20 protein-coding genes are annotated in these 22,082 nt (G+C 72.3%); 13 read left to right on the top strand and 7 right to left on the bottom strand.

Annotation, left to right across the window (positions count from 1 at the left end; all coding sequences use genetic code 11):
• Positions 1–24: 24 nt before the first annotated feature.
• Entirely contained in the window at positions 25–579 is a 555-nt protein-coding gene (locus V1633_RS26070; protein ID WP_407952111.1) for an HIT family protein, read from the top strand.
• A 68-nt stretch (positions 580–647) separates the two neighbouring features.
• Here V1633_RS26070 and V1633_RS26065 read toward each other — a convergent pair whose 3' ends face one another.
• The 3 genes from V1633_RS26065 to V1633_RS26055 all read right to left on the bottom strand — a co-directional run bounded on the left by V1633_RS26065 (position 648) and on the right by V1633_RS26055 (position 6,582).
• Positions 648–2,990: an esterase-like activity of phytase family protein gene (locus V1633_RS26065; RefSeq protein ID WP_331217037.1), complete on the bottom strand. Its 2,343-nt coding sequence runs from the start codon at positions 2,988–2,990 to the stop codon at positions 648–650.
• 151 nt (positions 2,991–3,141) lie between these two features.
• Positions 3,142–4,113: a bifunctional DNA primase/polymerase gene (locus V1633_RS26060; protein ID WP_331217036.1), complete on the bottom strand. Its 972-nt coding sequence runs from the start codon at positions 4,111–4,113 to the stop codon at positions 3,142–3,144.
• Between the two features lie 318 nt (positions 4,114–4,431).
• Complete coding sequence (locus V1633_RS26055; RefSeq protein WP_331217035.1) at positions 4,432–6,582, bottom strand: elongation factor G-like protein EF-G2; 2,151 nt, start codon at positions 6,580–6,582, stop codon at positions 4,432–4,434.
• A 251-nt stretch (positions 6,583–6,833) separates the two neighbouring features.
• Between V1633_RS26055 and pgsA the strand changes: the two genes are divergently transcribed.
• The 8 genes from pgsA (at position 6,834) to V1633_RS26015 (ending at position 13,586) form a co-directional block, all read left to right on the top strand.
• Positions 6,834–7,463, top strand: coding sequence for a phosphatidylinositol phosphate synthase (gene pgsA / locus V1633_RS26050; RefSeq protein ID WP_331217034.1), 630 nt, complete (start codon positions 6,834–6,836; stop codon positions 7,461–7,463).
• Between the two features lie 28 nt (positions 7,464–7,491).
• Positions 7,492–8,454, top strand: coding sequence for a phosphatidylinositol mannoside acyltransferase (locus V1633_RS26045; RefSeq protein ID WP_331217033.1), 963 nt, complete (start codon positions 7,492–7,494; stop codon positions 8,452–8,454).
• Positions 8,455–8,467: 13 nt separating this feature from the next.
• Positions 8,468–9,628 carry a glycosyltransferase family 4 protein gene (locus V1633_RS26040; RefSeq protein WP_331217032.1) on the top strand — a complete coding sequence of 387 codons (1,161 nt, stop codon included), beginning with the start codon at positions 8,468–8,470 and terminating at the stop codon, positions 9,626–9,628.
• 241 nt (positions 9,629–9,869) lie between these two features.
• On the top strand, positions 9,870–10,373 hold the full coding sequence (locus V1633_RS26035; protein ID WP_331217104.1) for a hypothetical protein: 504 nt from the start codon (positions 9,870–9,872) through the stop codon (positions 10,371–10,373).
• Between the two features lie 128 nt (positions 10,374–10,501).
• Positions 10,502–11,443 (top strand): pyridoxal 5'-phosphate synthase lyase subunit PdxS, encoded by a 942-nt coding sequence (gene pdxS, locus V1633_RS26030; protein ID WP_407952110.1) that lies wholly within the window; start codon positions 10,502–10,504, stop codon positions 11,441–11,443.
• A gap of 3 nt (positions 11,444–11,446) precedes the next feature.
• On the top strand, positions 11,447–12,082 hold the full coding sequence (pdxT, locus tag V1633_RS26025) for a pyridoxal 5'-phosphate synthase glutaminase subunit PdxT (RefSeq protein ID WP_331217031.1): 636 nt from the start codon (positions 11,447–11,449) through the stop codon (positions 12,080–12,082).
• Between the two features lie 155 nt (positions 12,083–12,237).
• The gene (locus V1633_RS26020) at positions 12,238–12,987 is read left to right on the top strand and encodes a YebC/PmpR family DNA-binding transcriptional regulator (RefSeq protein WP_331217030.1); all 750 of its coding nucleotides are present in this window, start codon (positions 12,238–12,240) and stop codon (positions 12,985–12,987) included.
• Positions 12,988–13,136: 149 nt separating this feature from the next.
• Entirely contained in the window at positions 13,137–13,586 is a 450-nt protein-coding gene (locus V1633_RS26015; protein ID WP_331217029.1) for a MarR family winged helix-turn-helix transcriptional regulator, read from the top strand.
• Positions 13,587–13,700: 114 nt separating this feature from the next.
• On the opposite strand, the gene tsaA is transcribed toward V1633_RS26015, so the two are convergent.
• Both tsaA and V1633_RS26005 read right to left on the bottom strand, forming a co-directional pair.
• Positions 13,701–14,159, bottom strand: coding sequence for a tRNA (N6-threonylcarbamoyladenosine(37)-N6)-methyltransferase TrmO (gene tsaA, locus V1633_RS26010; RefSeq protein ID WP_331217028.1), 459 nt, complete (start codon positions 14,157–14,159; stop codon positions 13,701–13,703).
• Positions 14,160–14,437: 278 nt separating this feature from the next.
• On the bottom strand, positions 14,438–14,671 hold the full coding sequence (locus V1633_RS26005) for a hypothetical protein (RefSeq protein WP_331217027.1): 234 nt from the start codon (positions 14,669–14,671) through the stop codon (positions 14,438–14,440).
• Between the two features lie 386 nt (positions 14,672–15,057).
• Between V1633_RS26005 and V1633_RS26000 the strand changes: the two genes are divergently transcribed.
• On the top strand, positions 15,058–15,786 hold the full coding sequence (locus V1633_RS26000; RefSeq protein WP_331217026.1) for a DinB family protein: 729 nt from the start codon (positions 15,058–15,060) through the stop codon (positions 15,784–15,786).
• 88 nt (positions 15,787–15,874) lie between these two features.
• Here V1633_RS26000 and V1633_RS25995 read toward each other — a convergent pair whose 3' ends face one another.
• Positions 15,875–16,723, bottom strand: coding sequence for a DUF3626 domain-containing protein (locus V1633_RS25995; protein ID WP_331217025.1), 849 nt, complete (start codon positions 16,721–16,723; stop codon positions 15,875–15,877).
• A gap of 247 nt (positions 16,724–16,970) precedes the next feature.
• Between V1633_RS25995 and V1633_RS25990 the strand changes: the two genes are divergently transcribed.
• From V1633_RS25990 to V1633_RS25980, 3 genes are all read left to right on the top strand, one after another.
• Positions 16,971–17,642, top strand: a complete 672-nt coding sequence (locus V1633_RS25990) for an HAD family hydrolase (protein WP_331217024.1) — start codon at positions 16,971–16,973, stop codon at positions 17,640–17,642.
• 201 nt (positions 17,643–17,843) lie between these two features.
• Positions 17,844–19,418 carry an MFS transporter gene (locus V1633_RS25985; RefSeq protein ID WP_331217023.1) on the top strand — a complete coding sequence of 525 codons (1,575 nt, stop codon included), beginning with the start codon at positions 17,844–17,846 and terminating at the stop codon, positions 19,416–19,418.
• 22 nt (positions 19,419–19,440) lie between these two features.
• Positions 19,441–20,040 (top strand): TetR/AcrR family transcriptional regulator, encoded by a 600-nt coding sequence (locus V1633_RS25980; protein ID WP_331217022.1) that lies wholly within the window; start codon positions 19,441–19,443, stop codon positions 20,038–20,040.
• A 114-nt stretch (positions 20,041–20,154) separates the two neighbouring features.
• On the opposite strand, the gene V1633_RS25975 is transcribed toward V1633_RS25980, so the two are convergent.
• Positions 20,155–22,080 carry a helix-turn-helix domain-containing protein gene (locus V1633_RS25975; protein WP_331217021.1) on the bottom strand — a complete coding sequence of 642 codons (1,926 nt, stop codon included), beginning with the start codon at positions 22,078–22,080 and terminating at the stop codon, positions 20,155–20,157.
• Positions 22,081–22,082 lie beyond the last annotated feature (2 nt).

The following is a 22,082-nucleotide window of genomic DNA, read 5'->3' as shown; positions in this document are numbered from 1 at the left end:
GGGGCCGGTCGTAGGATCGTCGGCGTGACAGGCGCGGCGCCCCACGCGGAGATCGGCACACCCGACGGACTCGACCGGCTCTGGACCCCTCACCGGATGACCTACATCGCCGGTGAGGACCGACCGGGGGAGGGGCACGAGAAGCCGACCGGCTGTCCGTTCTGCCTCGCCCCCGAACGGGAGGGCGACGACAACCTGGTGGTGCACCGGGGCGAGCGGGTCTTCGTGGTACTCAACCTCTACCCGTACAACCCGGGACACCTGCTGGTCTGCCCGTACCGGCACGTCGCCGACTACACCGAGCTGGATACCGCCGAGACGGCCGAACTGGCCGCCTGCACCCAGACCGCGATGCGGGTGGTCCGGCAGGTCAGCAGCGCGCACGGGTTCAACCTCGGGATGAACCAGGGCGGGGTGGCCGGCGCCGGTATCGCCGCCCACCTGCACCAGCACGTGGTGCCGAGGTGGGGCGGGGACGCCAACTTCATGCCGGTGATCGGTCGTACCAAGGTGCTGCCGCAACTGCTGGCCGACACCCGTACGCTGCTCGCCGCCGCCTGGCCCGCACCGGTCGGCTGAGGCAACCCCCCGTACCGGGAACGGCCGCCGGGAGGATCCCGACGGCCGTCCACAGTGGTACGTCCAGGTCAGTGCCGCGTCCCGAAGACCTTCCGGTCGGTGCCGAGGCGGAGGAAGACGGTCTCCCCGGTGGCGTCCTGCACGGCGTCGTTGTCGGTGATCGCGTACACCTGGCCGTCGCCGGCCACGGTCAGCCCCTCGAGCTTCTCCTGGGTCCAGCCGTGCGTCGCCCGCAGGTCGGGCAGTACGTCGTGGGCCAGGGTCTTGGGCAGCACCTTCAGCGGCCCGGGCGCGGCCGGGGTACGCGGCAGCTCCACCGTGTAGATCCGCTTGAGGGTGGCGGCCGGCCCGTTCAGCTTGTCCCGTTCGATCACCGCGAGCCGGTCACCGACCACGGTGATCTCGGAGAGACCGATCCAGTCGCCCGGCGTGCTGGTGCTCTCCAGCCGGTAGCCGTACCAGCTCCAGGTGCCGGTCGTGACGTCGTAGCGGCCCAGCCGGACCACCCCGGTCGGGTCACCGGCCACCTCACGCTGCAGCGCCGCCCAGAGGACCTCCCGGCCGCGGCTGTCGGTGGTCGCGGTGACCCCCTCGAAGCCCTGCTTGCCGAGCCCGGCGGCGACCTCCGCCGGCAGCGCCACGACCTGCCGGGTCACCCCGGCGGAGTCCAGCCGGACCAGCTGGTTGCCGGCGCCGGCCGCGCCCTCGACGGCGAGCCAGAACCCGCCCTGCGGCCGGGCGAAGATCCCCTCGGCGTCGTAGCCGACCGGGGAGCCGTCGGCCGCCCTGACGGTCAGCTCGGCGGTGATCCGCGCCGGCTCCCGCGTCGGGTCGACGGTGAGGATCCGGGTCGGCGTGTACGCCGCGTCGGTCACGCTGTAGAGCAGGTGTGACCTGCCCGGTACGGCGGAGAGCGCGCCCAGCGCACCCCAGCCGATCGGTGTCCCGCCCCCGATCGTCGGTTCCGAGACGATGGTCGGGAAGCTCGGCGTGCCCTTGCCGAGCTGGTAGAGCGTCACCGAGGCGCGGACGTTGACCGAGGCGTCGTCCTCCTCGCTGGAGACCGCGAGCAGGTTCCGCGACGGGATCGGCAGCAACCCCTCCGGGCCGTTGGTGGCGGGCAGGACCTGCTGGAACACCGGCGAGGTCGGCCGGCTCAGGTCGTAGACGGCGACGAAGTTGCTCCGCTCGGAGCCGACGAAGGCGTACCGGGTGCCGTGGAACTCGGCGACCGCCACGCCCTCCGGCTCGGTGCCCTTCTTGCCCGACCGGTCCTCGTTGACGAAGCCGTACCGGACCGCGAGCCGCTCGAAGGTGTTGCCGGCGTCCCAGGCCACCTTGCCGGTCCGGCTGTCGAAGATCGACCAGCCCCGGCTGCCGCCCCGCCAGTCACCCTCGTTCGCGGTGGCCAGGTAGCGGTCGTCGATCCAGGCGACCGCGTCCGGCTCACGCGGCACGTCGGTGATCGAACCGGTCAGGTTGATGTCGCCGTCGTCGTCGGTGTCGACACCGTGCACGGTCGCGGTGCCGGCACCGAAGACCTTGGTGATCCGGCCGGTGGGCAGGTCGACCAGGACGACGCCGTTGTTCTCCTGCAGGGTCACCGCGAGCTGGTCGCGGTCGTTGATCGAGACGTACTCCGGCTCCGGGTCGGTCGGCGCGGTCAGCCCGGCGGCGGTCAGCGCGGTCAGCGCCGAACCGTCCGGGTTGGTCAGCGCCACCTTCCGGGTACGCCACCCGGTCGGCGCGCCACCGGTCAGGTCGACGAGTTGGACGAAGCCGCCGGGCGCCTGCGGCAGGTCACCCTCCTCGCCGCCGGCCGGGGTCGCCTCCTCGTCCCGCTCGTTCTCGATCGCGATCGCGGCGTACCGCCGGTCGTGGCTGATCGCGATCGAGTCGGGCTGGCCACCGAGGTCGAAGCTCCGTACGCGCTCGCGGTCGGCGAGCCGGATCACGTCGAGCCGACCGGACGGGGTGGTGTAGCCGGCGCTGGTGTTCACCACGACCAGGACGTACGGCCCGACCACCGTGACCGAGGTGGGCTCGTCCTCGGCGTCGCCGAGTGCGGTGAGGGAGAGTGTGCCGAGGCCGCGCGGCCGGCCCGGGTCGCTGATGTCCAGGAAACCGATCCGCCGGGCCAGCGCGTCGGTGTAGATCAGGGTGCGGCCGTCGTCGCTGACCGTGGAGATCTCCGCCACGGTCGGGGTGGCCGGGTCCTCGCCCTTCGGACGGTTCTGGAACACCGGGTAGGTGGCGGTCCGGTCGAACGCCAGCTGTCGGCCCGGCAGGTCCGGCCGGCGCTCGCCGGTGGGCGCAGTGCCGGCGCCGGCCACGGTGGTGGTGGCGACGGCCATGGTGCCGGCGGCGACCGCCACCGCCGCCAGCGCGCCGTATGTCTTCTTCGAGGGCATCACTTCTCCGTTGATGTGGGGCTTCCGGCACGGAAGGTTGCACGGAGGAGCGAGCGGCAGCCGGCCGCGAGATGAACGCCGGGCGAAGATCAATAGTGGGAGGGCCGCCCACATCCGGGCTGACCAGGGAAGTCGCCAGGGGCCCCGGTGGTCAGGCGGCGAGCCCGGGACGTGGCCGGCGGCGGCCGGTGCGCAGCCCGGACCGGATGGTCCGGTCGATCTCGGGTCGGTCGAGCCCGGCCCGGTACGCGGCGTCGGCGAGGACGATCGCGATGCTGTGCTCGTCGAGCAGCCGTACGGCGGCGAGCTGGCCGAGGTGGTAGGCCGCCCGGAACAGGGTGGTGTTCCGGGTACCGACGGCCGCGTGGGCCACCAGCTCGGCTTCGGCGACGAGCGCGGCGTCGGCGTACCGGTCGGGTCGGCGAATCTCCCTGTCCCGGATGCCGGCCGGCTGGCCCGGCGGGCCGGGGTGGACACGCGTGACCGGCCCGGCACCATCCGGTGCCCCGGCGGCACAGCCGTCGAGGTGTCCGCGAGCAGGGCTGTCCAGGTGCCGGTCGACGGTACGGGACGGTGGCCGGAGCAGGGCGGCCAACGGTACGGGGCAGTCGGGCAGCGGTGCGGCCGGCCGGCGTACCCAGCGGTAGCGGGCCCCGCTCGCGTGCCGGGAGGGCGGCGCGACGACGTACCCACCGACGCCGCGCCAGTCGACGCCGGGCAACAGGGCGGTCCGGTTGCCGGCGCCGGTCGGACGCAGGTAGAGATGCCAGCCACCGGAACCGGTCCGGACCAGGGGGCCGGCGACCGGCGCGTCCCGGAACAGCTCCCGCAGTCGTGGCACCGCCTCCCGCGCGTCGACGTCGCAGACGTCGAACCGGATACCGGTGCGGAGCCCGACGTTGGCCTCGGGCCACCTGGCCCACCACCGCCGGATCCGGTCGGGTCGGGTCGTGGCGTCGTGCAGTCCGTGTCGGAGCAGGGTCTGGTGCCAGCGGGGATGCTTGCCGGGCCGGTCGCAGTCGGCCCGGCCGCAGCTGCAACCCGACGAGGTCGGGTTGTGCAACGGAAGGACCGGCACGCCGCCAGCGGCGTACGCCAACGCGGTGTGCAGCAGCGGCGTCACTGGCGGCCTCCTTCGGACGCCGAAGGCGGACAGGGTTCCTCAGCCGGCACACCTGCCGCCGAGAACACCTCAGACCAGGATATTCGAACGGGCGTTCGAATGCATCCGGTCCGATGAGGCGGGCGAGATCGGCGCCGGCGTACGCCAGGCGCTGCCCGGGTACGGCGAGGGGGTGGCCGGTGCACCGGCCACCCCCTCGTGGTCCGTCGTCCCGCTGCGGGCGGTCGGTCGCCGCCTCCTTCCGCGCGGCCGGCGCGGCCGAGCGCTCAGCTGGGTGCGACGGTCATGTCGTGGACGGCGTCGACCGCCGGCGTCCTCTCACATCTCCTTGCGGATCTGCTCGGCCAGCTGCGCCGGCATCGGCTCGTAGCGGGCGAACGACCGCCGGAACGTGCCGCCGCCGGCGGTCATCGAGCGCAACTCGACGGCGTACCGGAGCAGTTCCGCGGCCGGCACCTCGGCCCGGACCAGGGTGTGATCGGTGCCCTCGGGATCCGGCTCGCTGCCCACCACCCGGCCCCGTCGACCGGACAGGTCGCTCATCACCGCGCCGACGCTCGAATCCGGCACCCGGATCACCACCTCGTCCACCGGCTCCAGCAGGACGATCTGCCCCTTCTCGGCGGCGTCCCGCAGGGCGAGCGCACCGGCGGTCTGGAACGCGGCGTCGGAGGAATCGACGCTGTGCGACTTCCCGTCGACCAGGGTCACGCGGACGTCGACCACCGGGTACCCGGCGACGATGCCCCGCTCCATCTGCGTCCGTACGCCCTTCTCCACCGACGGGATGTAGTTGTGCGGTACGGCGCCGCCGACCACCCGGTCGGTGAACTCGAAGCCGGTACCCCGGGGAAGCGGCTCCACCTCGACGTCGCAGATCGCGTACTGGCCGTGCCCGCCGGACTGCTTCACGTGCCGGCCGTGCCCCTTCGACGCGGCCGCGAAGGTCTCCCGCAGTGCCACCCGGACCGGCTCGGTCTCCAGCTCGACCCCACCGCCCCGGAGCCGGTCCAGCACCACCTCGGCGTGCGCCTCGCCCATGCACCAGAGCACCAGCTGGTGGGTCTCCGGGTTCCGCTCCAGGCGCATCGTCGGGTCGCCGGCGACCAGCCGGGACAGGTTCTTGGCCAGCGCGTCCTCGTCGGCCCGGCTCTTCGCCACGATCGCGACCGGCAGCAGCGGCTCCGGCATCTCCCACGGGGCGATCAGCAGCGGCTGGTCCTTGGCCGAGATGGTGTCACCGGTCTCCGCCGTACCCGACTTGGTGATCGCGCAGATGTCCCCGGCCACGCAGTACGGCACCTCACGCAGGGCGGTACCGAGCGGACTGTAGATGTGCGCGATCCGCTCGTCGGCGTCGTGGTCCGGATGCCCGCGTTCGGCCATCCCGTGCCCGGAGACGTGCACGACCTGGTCCGGCCGGAGCGTGCCGGAGAAGACCCGGACCAGGGAGACCCGGCCGACGTGCCGGTCGATGGTGGTCTTGACCACCTCGGCGACCAGCGGTCCGTCCGGGTCGCAGGTCAGCGGCGGCCGGGGCGAGCCGTCGACCCCGGTGACGGTCGGCAGGTCGTGCTCCCGCGGGGTGGGAAACGCCGAGGTCAGCACCTCCAACAGCGCGTCGATCCCCAGTCCGGTCTCGGCGCAGACCGGCACCACCGGATAGAAGTGACCTCGGGCGACCGCCGTCTCCAGATCGTCGATCAGGACGTCGACCTCGATCTCCTCGCCCTCCAGGTACCGGTCGAGCAGGGTCTCGTCCTCGCTCTCCGCGATGATGCCCTCGATCAGCTCGTTGCGGGCGTCGGCGATCGCCGGCAGGTGCTCGGGGTCGGGGTCGCGCACCACCGCCGGAAGCCCGGCGGAGTAGTCCAGGATCCGTCGGGTGATCAGGCCGATCAGGCCGACCACGTCGGTACCCTCGTCGTTGAGCATCGGCAGGTAGAGCGGCAGTACGTTGTCGCCGAAGACGCGCTGGCAGAGCGCCACCGTCTCGTCGAGGTCGGCGCGCTGGTGGTCGAGTCGGGTCACGGCGACCGCCCGGGGCATCCCGACGGCGGCGCACTCCTGCCACAGCGCGGCGGTCGCGCCGTCCATCCCGTCCACCGCCGAGACCACGAAGAGCGCCGCGTCCGCCGCCCGCAGCCCGGCGCGCAGCTCACCGACGAAGTCGGCGTACCCGGGGGTGTCGAGGAGGTTGACCTTCACATCGCCGTGGAGCAGCGGGGCGCAGCAGAGGTTGATCGAGCGCTGCTGACGTACCGCCGCGGGGTCGTGGTCGCAGACCGTGGTGCCCTCGGTGACGGCTCCGGGCCGGGAGATCGTGCCGGTCGCCGACAGCAGCGCCTCGACCAGGGTCGTCTTCCCCGCTCCGGAGTGGCCGACGAGCACCACGTTGCGAACCCTGCCGGGCTCGTCCACCACCGGCGCCGGGCCGGTGACCCCCTTCTCGTGATTCTTCTGCGCCATCGGGCGCACCTCCCTGTGCCGGTGGTTGGTGGCGACCGCCGCGTGCGACGGGGGAGCTGCCCTGGCGACTCCGCGGCGATATCCTCGGGTGGCCTGCCGTGCGTCGGAGACGTGCCAGGTGGCAGAGTGAGCGACGTCACGTCCCCTGCTCCGATCTCACACCCGCACAAGACGTGACACAACCCCGCGGCGGGAAGTATGCGCCACCGGGCGTACCGCCTCCGTGCGCCGCCCGTTATGGTGGGACCGCCATGGCGAAGATCTTCCAAGTGTCGGCCCGGGCCGGCATGACCCGCGTCGTCGAACCCATCGCCCGGACCCTGCTGCGGGTCGGGGTGACGCCCAATGCCGTCACCGTCACCGGCACGCTCGGTGTGCTGGTCGGCTCGATCGTGCTCGGAGCCCGGGGCTACCTGGTCGCCGGTGCGCTGGTCGTGACCTTCTTCGCGCTGACCGACCTGCTCGACGGCACGATGGCCCGGATGAGTGGTGGCTCCACCCGGTTCGGCGCCTTCCTCGACTCGAGCATGGACCGCGTCTCCGACGGTGCCGTCTTCGGCGCCGTCGCGTACTGGCTGGCCACCCGGGACGACCACCTCGGGGTCGCCGCCGCGCTGATCTGCCTGATCGCCGGCGGGCTCGTCTCGTACGTCAAGGCGCGCGCCGAGGGGCTCGGGCTGACCTGCAACGTCGGGATCGCCGAGCGGACCGAACGGCTGCTGATCGTCGGCGTCGGCGGGCTGCTCACCGGCCTCGGGCTCGGCTGGGCGCTGGTCACGGCGCTCTGGCTGCTCGCCGCCGTGTCGCTGTTCACCGTCGGACAGCGGATGGCCCACGTCTACCGGCAGACACAGGCCGCCGACCTGGGCGTGGACGCGTGAGGCCGGGCGACCTGTCGCGGGCGCCCCGGTGACACCGGTCGAGTTCGCCTACCTGGCGGGCTGGCGCGTGGTACGCGCGCTGCCACGGCCGGTCGCCGCCGCGGTGTTCCAGGCCGCCGCCGACCGCGCCTACCGCAAGCGCGGTCGGGGTACCACCCGACTCGCCGCCAACCTGCGCCGGGTGGTCGGTCCGGAGCTGCCCGCCGCCGAGTTCGAGCAGCTGCTGCGCCGGGCCATGCGGTCGTACGCCCGCTACTGGCTGGAGATGTTCCGGCTGTCGTCGCTGACCCGGGCGCAGATCCGGGAGCACTTCCGGCTGGACGGTGCCGAGGTGTTGGCCGCCGAGATGGCCACCGGTCGGGGCGCGGTGGTGGCCCTCCCACACGCCGGCAACTGGGATGCCGCCGGTGCCTGGGTCGCCGCGATGGACTGGCCGATCGCCACCGTCATGGAACGGCTCAAGCCGGAGGGGGTGTACGAACGCTTCTTCGCCTTCCGGCGACGGCTCGGCATGGAGATCCTGCCCACCCACGGCGGCGAACGGGCCCCCTTCGACGTACTGGCCGACCGGCTCGGTGAGGGTTGGCTCGTCCCGCTGCTCGCCGACCGGGACCTCTCGGCGCGCGGCATCGAGGTGCGGTTCTTCGACGGACGGGCCCGGATGCCGGCCGGCCCGGCGCTGCTCGCGATCCGCACCGGTGCCCCGCTGTACGTCGCCAACATGTGGTACGAACCGGACGGGCCCCGAGGTCGGCTCGTCGGCCCGCTGACGGTGCCGGATCCGGACAGCGGCCCGCTCGTCGAGCGGGTCCGGGTCCTGACCCAGTTGGTCGCCGACGAGTTGGCCGCCGGCATCGCCCAGCACCCGGAAGACTGGCACATGCTGCAGCGGGTCTGGATCGACGAGTCGTCGACCCCGGCCGCGTCGGAGCCGCCCGCCGTGGCATCGGAGCCGCCGGCGGGTCCGACGACGACGGCCGGGCCGGTCTGAGGGGGAGGGACCAGTGCGGATCGGCATCGTGTGTCCGTACTCCCTCGATGTTCCCGGCGGTGTGCAGAACCACGTGATGGACCTCGCCGAGGCGTTGATCGGTCTCGGACACGAGGTGAGTGTGCTGGCGCCCGCCGACGACGACTCGCCACTGCCGCCGTACGTCGTGCCGGCGGGCCGGTCGGTGCCGTTGCCGTACAACGGCTCGGTAGCCCGGATCACCTTCGGCCCGGTCTCCACCGCCCGGGTCCGGCGGTGGCTGGCCCGGGGCGAGTTCGACGTGCTGCACGTGCACGAGCCGCTGGCACTCAGCCTCTCGCTGCTCGCCGTGCTCTCCACCCGGGGACCGGTCGTGGCCACCTTCCACACCGCGATGACCCGGTCCCGGGCACTGGCGGTCGCCCAGGGCATGCTGCAACTGGTGCTGGAGCGGATCACCGCCCGGATCGCGGTCAGCGCGCTGGCCCGCAAGGTGCAGGTGGAACACCTCGGCGGCGGGGCGGTGGAGATTCCCAACGGGGTGGCGGTGGCGAAGTTCGCCCACGCCGAGCCGCTGCCGGGCTGGCCGGGCCCGTCCGGTTCCGGGCACGGCGGCACGCTCGGCTTCCTCGGCCGGTTCACCGAGCCGCGCAAGGGGTTCGGGGTGCTGCGTCAGGCGTTCGTCGCGCTGGCGCCGCGCCGGCCGGGGCTGCGGCTGCTCGTCGCCGGCCCGGGTGACGTGGCCGACCTGCACGAGGGCGTACCGCCGGAACTGCGGGAACGGATCACCTTCCTCGGCCGGGTGAGCGAGGAGGAGAAGGCGCGGATGCTACGCAGCGTCGACCTCTACGTGGCGCCGAACATCGGTGGCGAGTCGTTCGGCATGATCCTCACCGAGGCGATGGCGGCCGGGGCGACGGTGGTCGCCAGCGACCTGGACGCCTTCCGGCGGGTGCTGGACGGTGGCCGCGCCGGTCAACTCTTCCCCACCGGGGACGTGGGGGCGTTGCGTCGTACCCTCGAGGAACTGCTCGACGACCCGGTCCGTCGTGCGGAGCTGTCGGCCTGCGCCAGCGAGGTGGTCGCGGCCTTCGACTGGCCGACGGTCGCCCGCCGGGTCCTCGAGGTGTACGCGACCGCGATCGAGGCCACCGACGGCCGGGTGCTGGACGAGGAGTGGGCCGGACCGTCCTGACCGCGCCTTCCCGTGCCGACGTCCCCGGCGTGCCGGACACCGTCCCGACGTGCCGATCGTCCCCGGCGTGCCGGGCCGTCCCTTTGCGTATTGACCGACGGACGTCCTTGCGTCCGAGCGTCTCGGCGTGCCCCGGGACGTCCTGGGACGTGGCCGGGGCGCCGAGCGGCCGGCTCCGGGGCCGGCCGACCGGATCGACGCCGGCGACGTGCCAGGGGGCGTCGGGTGCGACGGCACTACGATGCCGGGCATGTGGTGGGTGGTGGGCGCCGTCGCCGCGGCCGTCCTGGTAACGGTGTACCTGACCTGGACCGCGGCCCGGGTCGACCGCCTGCACTCCCGAGTGCGGTCGGCGGCGCGTGCGCTCGACGCGCACCTGCTCCGCCGGGGCGCGGCCGCCGCGGTGCTGGCCGAGGAGCGGTACTCGGTGGAGTTGTACGCGGCGTCCCGGATCGCGCTCGACGCCGAGGGCGACGAGCGGGAGGCCGCGGAGAACGATCTCACCCGACAACTGCGACTGACCCCGCTCGATCCGGACGATCCGGCCGCCGAGGCGGTCATCGGTGCCAGCCGCCGGCTCGCCCTGGCCCGCCAGGTGCACACCGACCTGGTCCGCGACGCCCTCTCGGTACGGCGCCGTCCACTGGTACGGCTGCTCAGGATGGCTCGCAAACACGAACAGCCGCGCTACTTCGACATCGACGATCCGACCCTGAACACCCGGCCGGGACTCTCCGTCGGGTGACCGGGGCCGGGTGAGCCCGGCCACATGGCAGGCCACCCGGGGTCTGATTGGCTGTCGGTGTGGCGTTGCATTCCACGTAGCATCGAATCGGATATCAGCCACCGAACGTGTCGAGGAGCGAGAACGCCGTGTCCGAATCCACCATCCAGTCCGGTTCCGACCCGTCGACCGAGGCTCAGGCCACCGCCCCGGTGATCGGCACCGCCCGGGTGAAGCGGGGCATGGCCGAGATGCTCAAGGGTGGCGTGATCATGGACGTGGTCACCCCCGAGCAGGCGAAGATCGCCGAGGACGCCGGCGCGGTCGCGGTGATGGCGCTGGAGCGGGTGCCGGCCGACATCCGTGCCCAGGGCGGGGTCTCCCGGATGAGTGACCCGGACATGATCGACGGGATTATCAACGCGGTCTCCATCCCGGTGATGGCCAAGGCCCGGATCGGCCACTTCGTGGAGGCCCAGGTCCTGCAGGCACTCGGCGTCGACTACGTCGACGAGTCCGAGGTGCTGACCCCGGCCGACTACGCCAACCACATCGACAAGTGGGCGTTCACCGTGCCGTTCGTCTGCGGCGCGACCAACCTCGGCGAGGCGCTGCGCCGGATCACCGAGGGCGCGGCGATGATCCGTTCCAAGGGCGAGGCGGGCACCGGTGACGTCTCCAACGCCACCACCCACATGCGCAAGATCCGCCAGGAGCTCCGTCGGCTCAGCTCGCTGCCGGCCGACGAGCTGTACGTCGCGGCCAAGGAGCTGCAGGCGCCGTACGAGCTGGTCAAGGAGGTCGCCGAGACCGGGAAGCTGCCGGTGGTGCTGTTCACCGCGGGCGGCATCGCCACCCCGGCGGACGCGGCGATGATGATGCAGCTCGGTGCCGAGGGCGTCTTCGTCGGCTCCGGGATCTTCAAGTCCGGCAACCCGGCCCAGCGCGCGGCCGCGATCGTCAAGGCGACCACCTTCTACGACGACCCGGACGTGCTGGCCAAGGTGTCGCGTGGGCTCGGCGAGGCGATGGTCGGGATCAACGTCGACGACATCCCGGTGCCGCACCGGCTCGCCGAGCGGGGCTGGTGAGCCTTGGCGGAGGTGACCGTCGGGGTCCTCGCGCTGCAGGGTGACGTACGGGAGCATCTGGCCGCGTTGACCGGGGCCGGGGCGACCGCGGTGGCGGTGCGCCGGCCAGAGGAGCTGGAGCGGGTCGACGGCCTGGTCGTACCGGGCGGCGAGTCGACCACCATCAGCAAGCTGGCCGAGGCGTTCGACCTGCTGGACCCGATCCGCAAGCGGATCGGCGCGGGCCTGCCGGTGTACGGCTCCTGCGCCGGCATGATCATGCTCGCCACCGAGGTCCTGGACGGCCGTCCCGACCAGCAGAGTTTCGGCGGGATCGAGATGACCGTCCGGCGTAACGCCTTCGGACGGCAGGTGGACTCCTTCGAGGCGCCGGTCGAGCTGGCCGGCGTGCCGGGGCCGAGCTTCCACGCGGTGTTCATCCGGGCGCCCTGGGTCGAGCGGGTCGCCGACGGTGTGCAGGTGCTCGGGCGGGTGACCGAGGGTCCGGGCGCCGGCCGGATCGTCGCGGTTCGGCAGGGCAACGTGGTCGCCACCGCCTTCCACCCCGAGCTGACCGGCGACCGCCGGCTGCACCGGTGGTTCGTGGACCTGGTCCGGGGCGCCACCGACGGGCCCGGTCAGCACCGTTTCGCCGAATGAATCCGGACGGGTCGGTGTGAACCGGCCGATCGCCCGGTGCCGGGTGTGAACGGACGGCGACGGCGTCGGTAGGATTGGCGCCGGTTCGGCGGTTCTTCGTCCACACGGTGCGCGGTGCAGTCGACGCAAACGGCGGGTAGCAACGGAGGTCACTTATGTCCGGCCACTCAAAGTGGGCGACGACGAAGCACAAGAAGGCGGTCATCGACGCCAAGCGCGGCAAGATGTTCGCCAAGCTCATCAAGAACGTCGAGGTCGCGGCGCGGACCGGTGGTGGTGACCCGGCCGGTAACCCGACCCTCTACGACGCCATCCAGAAGGCCAAGAAGAACTCGGTCCCGAACGACAACATCGACCGGGCGGTCAAGCGCGGTTCCGGCCTGGAGGCCGGCGGCGCCGACTGGCAGACCGTCATGTACGAGGGCTACGGCCCGGGCGGGGTCGCGCTGCTGATCGAGTGCCTGACCGACAACCGGAACCGGGCCGCCACCGAGGTCCGGACCGCGCTGACCCGTAACGGCGGTTCGCTGGCCGACGCCGGCTCGGTGTCGTACATGTTCTCCCGCAAGGGCGTGGTGATCGTTCCGAAGGCGGGTCTCTCCGAGGACGATGTGCTGCTCGCCGTCCTCGACGCCGGTGCCGAGGAGGTCAACGACCTCGACGAGGCGTTCGAGGTGATCTCCGAGCCGGGCGACCTGATCGCCGTCCGGACGGCGCTGCAGGACGCCGGCATCGAGTACGAGTCGGCCGAGTCCTCCCTGGTGCCGAGTGTCACCGTGCCGCTGGACGAGGACGGCGCCCGCAAGGTGTTCAAGCTGATCGACGCTCTCGAGGACTCCGACGACGTGCAGAACGTCTACGGGAACTTCGACGTCAGCGACGAGGTGATGGCGGCCGTCGGCTGACCGTCGACCGCCCAGCCGGACGTGGAGCCCGCTGTGTCGGGTCTCCTCCTGAACGCTGGTGCCGTTCCGCCCTGCGGGACGGGTCGACCGGGCCGCCCGTCATGCCATCGCGGTTGTGCTGCCGAACCTTCTGGTTGTACCGTCGAACCATGCTTGAGGCTCGCGACGACACCGACATCACCGTCGGGCAGGACGCCCTCATGCAGTTCGTCCGCAACTTCGGCCTGCACCAGCCCGATCGCACGCCCTGCGGGCAGCCGCTGCCGGTCTCGGAGGCGCACGCGATGGCCGAGATCGCGCGGTCCGGTCGGCTCCGTCAGTTGGAGCTGACCCGACGGCTGAAGCTGGAGAAGAGCACGGTCAGTCGGCTGGTCGCCAATCTTGTCCGCCGTGGCTGGGTGAACCGCCACGCGGCGGGCGACGACGGCCGGGGCGTGCTGCTCGAACTGACCGACGATGGTGTCGTCGCCGCCCGCAGGCAGGCCGAGGCCCGCCGGACCCGGTTCACCGGACTGCTGGACCGGGTTCCGGAGCACCAGCGCGGTGCGGTGATCCAGGCGCTACGGACGCTGGCCGAGGCTGCCGACGAGACGGGCTGACCCGATCCGACCGCACCCGCCGACCCCTGGTCGCGTGACCCTCGCGGTGCACCCGCTCAGTCCCGCCTGGGACCATGGCCGGCACGCCACCTGCGGCGGAACCGACCGGGGCGGTCAGCGTTCGGTGTCCCGGTCGAGCACCGGCTTCACGTCCACGATCGGCGTACCGTCCAGCGCCTCCAGGTTGGTCACCCGGACCCGCAGGTCGTCGATCCCGACGATGGTCACCCGGTGCAGGCCGACGGGATTGGGTCGGTCCGGTGAGCGGGTGCTGAAGACACCGGTCGGCGGCCGGGACAACTCCCCCCGGGGGTGCACCACGAGCACGTCCCGGCTCGACCGGTCGAACCAGGTCAGCAGCAGCACGTCGGTGCCGACCCGGAGATCAGCGAGTCCGTCCCGGACCGACGGATCGAAGAGCAACCAGGCCTCCGGCGCACCCTCGTCGCCCTGCCGGGGTGCGGTGGCCCGGTCGACCAGCGGCGACTCGACCCGCCCGATCGGCCGGACAACGTAAGAGTCCGTCCCGGACACCGCTGTCGCGGATCGCTCCGAACTGGAATCGTCGGTCACGTCCTGCCCCCTTCCGGACCGTCGCACGATCCTAGCGAGCACCCTGCGGCCGTGCTGCCCTTCCGTCGTGACGCCCCGGCACTGTGCTGTCCGGCCGGCGTGACGTCCGGGGCACTGTGCTGTCCGACCGTCGTGCTGTCCGGCCGTCCGGCCGTCGTGCTCCCTTCCGTCGTGCCGTCCTGCCGCCCGCGCTCTGTGCTGTCCGATCGTCGTGCTCCCGGCCGGCGGTCGCGGGGCGGTGGGGGTCGCCGGCGGGGAGGCGGACAGGGGCGGCGGGCTCAGCGGGTCCAGTGCAGGAACCGGTCGAACAGTTCCGCCGGAGTGGCGTCGGGCATCTCCCGGGCGGCGTCGTAGACCCAGCCGGCGGCGTGCCGGGCCAGGTTGAGTCGATCGGTGGTGAGCAGCAGCAGCGTTCGGGCCGTGGCGCAGGGCCAGCGCCGGTCCCCGCAACTGCAACTCCACTGCGGACGTACGGCCGCGTGCCCGACCGGCGTGGCACCGTGGACAGCCATCAGCCTCCTGCCTCATGCTTCGACGGCACGGGGAGGGCCGTGCGCGAGTGTGCCGTACCGGCGCTCCGCCGGCTGGCTCCGGTGCCGCCAGCCCCTAGGGCGTCGTCGGTCATCGAACTCAACGAGGCCGTCGGGGTCACCGACATCGGCAGAAGTTCCATATCCGACCCGGGTCACCCGATCGGGCCCGTACCGGCTCTGCCGGCGGAACCCGGTGGCCGCCCCGTCGGCCACATTGGCGGACGGCGGTCGGGCAGCGGGAGGCGGTCGATCCGGCGTCCGCCAGGTCCTCAGCCACCATCGGATGTGACGCTCCGTTCCGCCACCGGCGTCCGTTGTCGGACCGGCCCGCTACCATCGCCGCGACTCACGGAAGAGGGGGACGGGTGACCCAGGACCAGGTCGTGGTGTTCGTCGACAGGGACCTGCGGGATGCCCGGTTCACCAGGTCGACGCTGGCCGGGGCGGTGATGCGCGGCGTCGATGTGCGCGGGCTCGATATCGACGCACCGTGGTTGGCGGACGGTGCGCTTCTGGTCAACGGCGTTGACGTCGTGCCGTTTGTCGAGGCCGAACTCAACCGGCGGTTTCCAGGGCGCGAGCTGAGGCAGGCCAGGAACCCCGATGACCTGCGGGCGGCGTGGGAGGCACTCGAACGAGCCTGGGCGGTTGCGGTCGAGCGAGCTGGTTCCCTGCCCGCCGGCGCCGTCGACGCCACGGTCGACGGCGAGTGGTCGTTCGCGCAGACCCTGCGCCACCTCGCGTTCGCCACCGATGCCTGGCTCGGCAAGGCGATTCTGCGCCTGCCGCAGCCGTTCCATCCGCTCGGGCAGCCGCACGCCGAGTACGCGACGGACGGATTCGACATGTCGGTCTTCGCGCCGGGGCAGCCGAGTCTGGCTCAGGTGCTTGACCTGCGTGCCGAGCGGCAGACCATGGTGCGGGACTTCCTTGTGAGCGTCACGCCGGAGCAACTCGCCGAGCCTCGGCCGCACCCGTGGTCACCCGAGCACGAGGAGCCGGTCCTGCACTGCCTCCACGTGATCTTCGACGAAGAGTGGGAACACCTCCGCTTCGCCCTGCGCGACCTCGACGCCCAGGAACAGGCACGGTAGCCACGCGGCGGACGTGGGGGTGTGGCAGGCACACCTGTCACCCGCGCCGACCCAGGCTGGCCAACCCCGTACACCGTCCGGGTCCCGATCATGAACCCTTTCGTGCCCGCATCTCGGGATTCCCGAATCTGGCCACGTAGTGCCAGACCCGTTTGAGAGCTTGCTCGTCGTACCGGCCGGTCCGGGACGCGTCGCCGATGATGCGAGGATCGAGCCGCCCGCCGCGGGCGATGGATTCGCCCAGAGCCACGATCTCCGGGCCCCGGTAGTGGGGGTCGCGGCGCAGTTCGGTGGTGGTCAGCGTGAAGCCGCCGTGCCATTCGACCGGGCAGGCCAGTTGTCTGGACGCGGTCTCGGTGGGGGTGTCGCGGTAGCAGGGGTCGAGGACGACGGCTTCGACGTCTCGGGTGAGGTCGACCACGCCGTGCACCTGAGCCTCGACGTAGTCGTCGAGCGGGTCCCTGTCGTCGGCTTCGGCCCGGGCGACCAGCGTCGACAGTCGCGACGCCACGCCGAAGTGCTCCGGCTCGAAGACGCTGTCCGGGTAACAGAACGTGGTCCGGGCCAGGGCCAGCGGGTTCAGGCGCAGGTGGGCCGAGCCGAAGCGCGGTGAGCCGCCCACCCGACGCCGACGGAAGTTCAGCGATCCGTACTTGGGCCGGTCCGCGGCCGGTGCGTCGTCATAGGCCTGCCCGAAGATCCGGCTCTCCCACCGCCACCGGTCACCCCCGGGGTACGCGGTCAGGCCGCCGTTGCTGATCCCGGTCTCGAACTGCGACCGGTACATCCCGTCGCGGGCGATGAGTTGCAGGACCGGTGTCCCGGCGACGAGGCGATCGGGGTGGAAGTGCAGTGTCACGCGCCACGACGGGTCGACCGGTTCGCCGGTCGCGAGCGCCGTGACGTGGGCGATGGCCAGCCTCTGCGGGCGGGGCATGGCGGCAGTATCCACGAGGGGTGCGGACGGCGGCGACAGAGATTTCCGACCCCGGGCCAGATACCCGGAGCAGCGCCCGGACAGCGTTAACCCCCGCGACCGACAGCCCGCCGAGCGGCCGTCGGGACATCGGCGCGGCGCGCGTCGTACGGTAGGTCGTCGGCAGCACCCGGTCGTCGACGGCACGCCCGTACGTGTCGGTTGACGTCGGTCGAGGTCAACGGCGGGCGTCACCAGGGGAGGACGGATGCGGTCGATCGAAGCTGTGCTGCTGGACTGGCGGGGGACACTCGTCCACACCCCCGCTCTGACGGTCTGGATCGAGCGTTCGCTGCGCCGGGCCGGACTGGACGCCTCGCCGGCCGAGGTGCGGCGGATCGAGACCGCTCTGTTGGCGGCGTTGCGGGAGCCGGAGATCGAGCGGGCCTGGGCCGACGCGGACTGTTCGGTGGAGCGGCACCGGCGCAGCTACGACCTGCTCTTCGCCGCCGCCGGCATCCCGTCCGAGCTCGCCGACGTGCTGTACGAGGTGGAGTCCGATCCGGCGGAGAACCCGTTCGCGCCGGACGTGCCGGATCTGCTGGCGAGGCTTGCCGGCGCCGGGATCCGTATCGCGATCATCAGCGACATCCACTTCGACCTGCGTCCGGTGTTCGCGACGGCCGGACTCGACCGGTACGTCGACAGCTACGTGCTGTCGTACGAGCACGGCGTGCAGAAGCCCGATCCGGCGATCTTCCGGATCGCACTGGCGGAGTTGGCGGTGGAACCCGGTGCGGCGCTGATGGTCGGTGACCGGTCCCGGTACGACGGTGCGGCGGTCGAGGTCGGCGTTCCGACCCTGCTGGTACCGCCGTTGACCGATCCGGCCGAGCAGCGCCTCCACCTGGTGCTGGCCGCCTGCGGACTGGTCGGCTGACCGTCCGCCGGACCCGCCTCGGCGCACGCCAGCGGTCGGTGGTCCGGATTATTCCCTCGCCACGGCCCCGGTGAGTCGACTCACAATACGATACGAGACGGTGCCGTTTCGGTTCTGTTCTCGCTATCGTCGGTGCGGTCAGAAAACCTCCCGCACGCCAGAGTCCCTGGCCTGGTGCGGGGTTTCGGGGGGACACAAGGCATGCAACTAGCACAGAACACCGGACACCCGAGGCGCTGGGCAATTCTCGGCGTCCTGGTGGTCAGCCTGTTGGTCGTCGTACTGGACAACACGGTGCTCAACGTCGCGCTGCGTACGCTCGCCGACCCGGTACACGGGCTCGGGGCGAGCCAGGGCGATCTCGAGTGGTCGATCAACTCGTACACCCTGGTCTTCGCCGGCCTGCTCTTCACCTTCGGGGTGCTCGGCGACCGGTACGGGCGCAAGCTCTTCCTGCAGGCAGGTCTGGCCATCTTCGGCCTGGCCTCGCTGCTCTCCGCCTACGCGCACAGCCCGGGACAGTTGATCGGCACCCGGGCCCTGATGGGCCTCGGCGCCGCCGCCGTGATGCCGGTGACGCTGTCGATCATCTCGAACGTCTTCGACCCCCGCGAGCGGGGTCGGGCCATCGGCATCTGGGCCGGCGCGGTCGGCCTCGGCGTGGCGATCGGCCCGGTGCTCGGCGGCCTGCTGCTGGAGCACTACTGGTGGGGTTCGGTCTTCCTGATCAACGTCCCGATCGTGGTGATCGGGATGATCGCCGCGGCGATCCTCATCCCGGACTCCCGGGACCCGAAGCCGGGTCGGATCGACGTCGTCGGCGTACTGCTGTCGGTGATCGGCCTGGTCGCGCTCTCGTACGGGATCATCGACGGCGGCGACCACGGCTTCGGTCGACCGGTCGTCTGGGTGGGCATCGTCGGCGGTCTGGCGGTCCTGGCCGGGTTCGTCCTCTACGAGCGCCGGATCGAGTTCCCGTCCCTGGACGTACGCCTGTTCAGGGTGCCCCGGTTCGCCGCGCCGGTCGCGGTGATCGGCCTGGTCTTCTTCGCCGCCATGGGCGTGATGTTCTTCAGCGCCTTCTACCTGCAACTCGTCCGCGGCTACAGCCCGCTGGAGACCGGCCTGCTGATGTTGCCGTTCGCCGTCGCCCAGCTGGTCTTCGCACCGCGGAGCGCGGCCATGGTCCGGCGGTACGGCGGCAAGGCGGTCGCCACGGTCGGTCTGGTGCTGACGGCGGCGGCGCTGGCGATGTTCGCCTTCGCCGGTACCGACTCGCCGATCTGGTTCATCGAGGTGATCTTCTTCATCCAGGGTGTGGGGATGGCGAACATCATGCCCCCGGCGACCGAGTCGATCATGTCGTCGCTGCCCCGGGAGAAGGCCGGAGTGGGCTCGGCGGTGAGCAACACGGTCCGTCAGGTGGCCGGCGCGCTCGGCGTCGCGGTGCTCGGTTCGGTGCTCTCCGGCGTCTACCGCGACCAGATCGCACCCGCGGCCCAGGCGCTGCCCGACCCGGCCCGGGAGGCGGTCTCCGAGTCGATCTCCGCAGCGTACGGGGCGGCCGAGCGGCTCGGCCCGGCCGGCGCCTCGGTGATCGGCGCGGCCAACGACGCCTTCGTCAACGCCATGCACTGGGCGGCCGGGATCTCGGCGGTCATCGCCGCCCTCGGCATCGTCGTGGTGATGCGCTGGCTGCCCGGCCGGTCGGCCGAGGAGCAGGTGCTGCCCCCGGAGCCGGTGGTCGACCCCGATCCCGAGTTGGTCGCCGCGTAACGCCCGCGAGACAATGGTGGACATGACCGAGACGACGGATGCTCCGCGGGCGCCAGGGCGCCCGCGGAGCATCCGCGCCGACGAGGCGATCCTGGAAGCCGCGCTCGACCTGCTCGCCGAGGGCAGCACCGTCGAGGCGCTCTCCATCGAGTCGATCGCCAGCCGGGCCGGGGTGGGCAAGGCGACGATCTACCGGCGCTGGTCAGGCAAGGAAGCGCTGCTGCAGGACGCGCTGCGCCGGCTGAAGCCGCCACCGCCGGAGCCGCCCGGCCAGTCAGTCCGCGAGGATCTGATCATGCTGGTCGGCTCGACCGGGCAGAACGCGGATTCCCGGATCGGGAAAATCATGCCGTGCATCATGCCGCTGGTGAACCGCAGCCCGGAGCAGTACCGGCTCTACCAGGAGGTGGTCGAGCCGCGGCGGCGGATGCTCCGGGAGGCGTTGCGCCGGGGGATCGCACTCGGCGAGATCCGGGCTGACGTCGACATCGAACTCGCCGTGTCGCTGCTGACCGCCCCGCTGGTGATGCAGCGGGTGCTGCGGGCCAACCCGCACCTCGACGAGACAGACCTGGCCACCCGGATCGTCGACACGGTCATCGCCGGCATCGCCGCCCGCTGAGCCCCGGCGCTCCGGGCCGGCTGTCGGTGGTCGGGATGGGGCCGGGTGACCCGCGTCGGGATCACGCGTCACCGCCCGGAGCCCGGCCGTCACCCGTACCGCGTCCCGCCGGCCTCAGCCCCGCCGCTGGTGGTCACGCAGCCGGTGCAGCCGCAGCGCGAGCTGCACCTCCAGCGCCCGGTCCGGCTTCTGCCACTGCGGGCCGAGCAGCTGACCGACCCGTTCCAGTCGCTGGGTCACCGTGTTGACGTGCACATGCAGCAGCTCCGCCGCCCGGGCCAGACTGCCGCCCACCCCGAAGTACGCCTCCAGGGTCCGCACCAGCGCGGTGCCCCGGCGGGCGTCGTAGTCGACGACCGGCCCGACCGTGTCGGCCAGGAACCGGGCCACGTCCCGGTCGGTGCCGTCCTCCACCGCGCCGAGCAGCAGCCCGACAAAGCCGAGTTCGGCGCTGCTCGCCCCCTGACCGGCCCGGCCCAGGGCGCGCAGCGCGGTGAGGCACCGGTCCGCCTCACGTGCCGACTCGGCGAGACTCGCCGCTCCGGCCGACGGTCCACCGGCACCGGCGGTCACCGGCCGTCCGGTCACCCGGGCCAGGTCGCGGACCACCGCCCGGGCCGCCGACCCGGCGTCGCCGCCCGGGAGCATCAGCACCACCCGCCCGTCCCGGGCCGCGGCCAGGCCACCCTGGGTCGAGGCGTACGTGGCGGCCCACGAGGCGATCCGCTGGCGTACCGAGGCGCTGTTCGCCGTCGGATCGTCGCCGACCGCGACCAGGATGTGCGGGGCGTCCAGGTCCACACCCAGTCGACGGGCCCGCGCGTGCAGTGCGGCCGGGTCCTGCACCGGCCGGGCGATCAGGTCGTCCAGCAGCTCACCCCGGACCCGGCCCTCCGCCTCCGCGACCGACTGCCGGAACAGCAGCAGCAACGCGGTGACCAGTGCGGCTCGTTCCAGGATCCGCTGGTCGGCGTCGACCAGTTCCTCGTCCGGCCGGAGCACCAGTGTGCCGAGGTTCTCGGTACCGGCGACCACGGCGGCGTACCAGAGATCACCCCGGCGTACGCTCCGCCCCTCGGTACGGGACGCGGCCACCGCCTCGTGCCGGGCCGCCCGGTCCGGCTCGGCGAGGTGTCCGACCTGGGCCAGGATCCGGCCCTCGGCGTCCAGGGCCAGCAGGGCGCCGCCCAGCACCCCGGTCACCGCCGCCGCAACGTCCTCCACCCCGCCGCCGCGCAGCACCAGCGCGGTCATCCGGTCGTGGGCGGCCGCGGCCCGCTCCACCGAGGCGCTGTGTGCCCGGATCGTGGCGTTCGCGGCGGAGAGTTCGGCCAGCGCCGCCCGGGTCTCGGCGAGCAGTCGCGCGGTGTCGATCGCCACGGCCGCGTGTGCGGCCAGGGAGAGCAGCAGCGACACCTCTTCCCGGGCGAACGGCCGGGCCGACCGGTTCGCCGCGTAGAGCACCCCGATCACCCGCGCGCCGAGCCGCAGCGGGACGCCGAGGATGGCGACCAGCCCCTCCTCGCCCACCCCGGCGTCGATCTCCCCGGTGTGGTGGAACCGTTCGTCCTCGGGGTAGTTCGCGGTCGCGTACGGGCTGCCGGTCTGGGCCACCAGCCCGCCCAACCCGGCACCCATCGGCAGCCGGAGTCCCTGGAAGCGTGCCGAGATCGAACCGTCGGTGACCCGCATGTACGTGTCACCCCGCTCGTCGTCGACCAGCGTCATGTACGCCACGTCGGTGCCGAGCAGGTGGCGCGCCCGGCGCACGATCGCCCGCAGTACGGCGTCGGAGTCCCGCAGCCCGGCGAGGTCGCTCGCGGTGTCGTACAGGCCGGAGAGTTCCGCCTCGCGGCGCCGCCGCCGTTCCAGCAGGGCCCGGACCCGCAGCGCGACCACCTTCGCCTGTTCGAGCTCACCGAGTCGCTCGGCGGTCAGACCGGCGGACCGGGCCGCCACCAGCGGTCCCTCGAACTCGACCGGCGCGGCCTCCCGCTCCAACAGTTCCAGGAACTCGATCGGCGACGACACGGCGTCCATTC

Source organism: Plantactinospora sonchi, from assembly GCF_036422035.1.
Taxonomy (GTDB): domain Bacteria; phylum Actinomycetota; class Actinomycetes; order Mycobacteriales; family Micromonosporaceae; genus Plantactinospora; species Plantactinospora sonchi.
The sequence above is the reverse complement of the archived record's forward strand: the minus strand, read 5'-3'. Positions and strand labels throughout refer to the sequence as shown.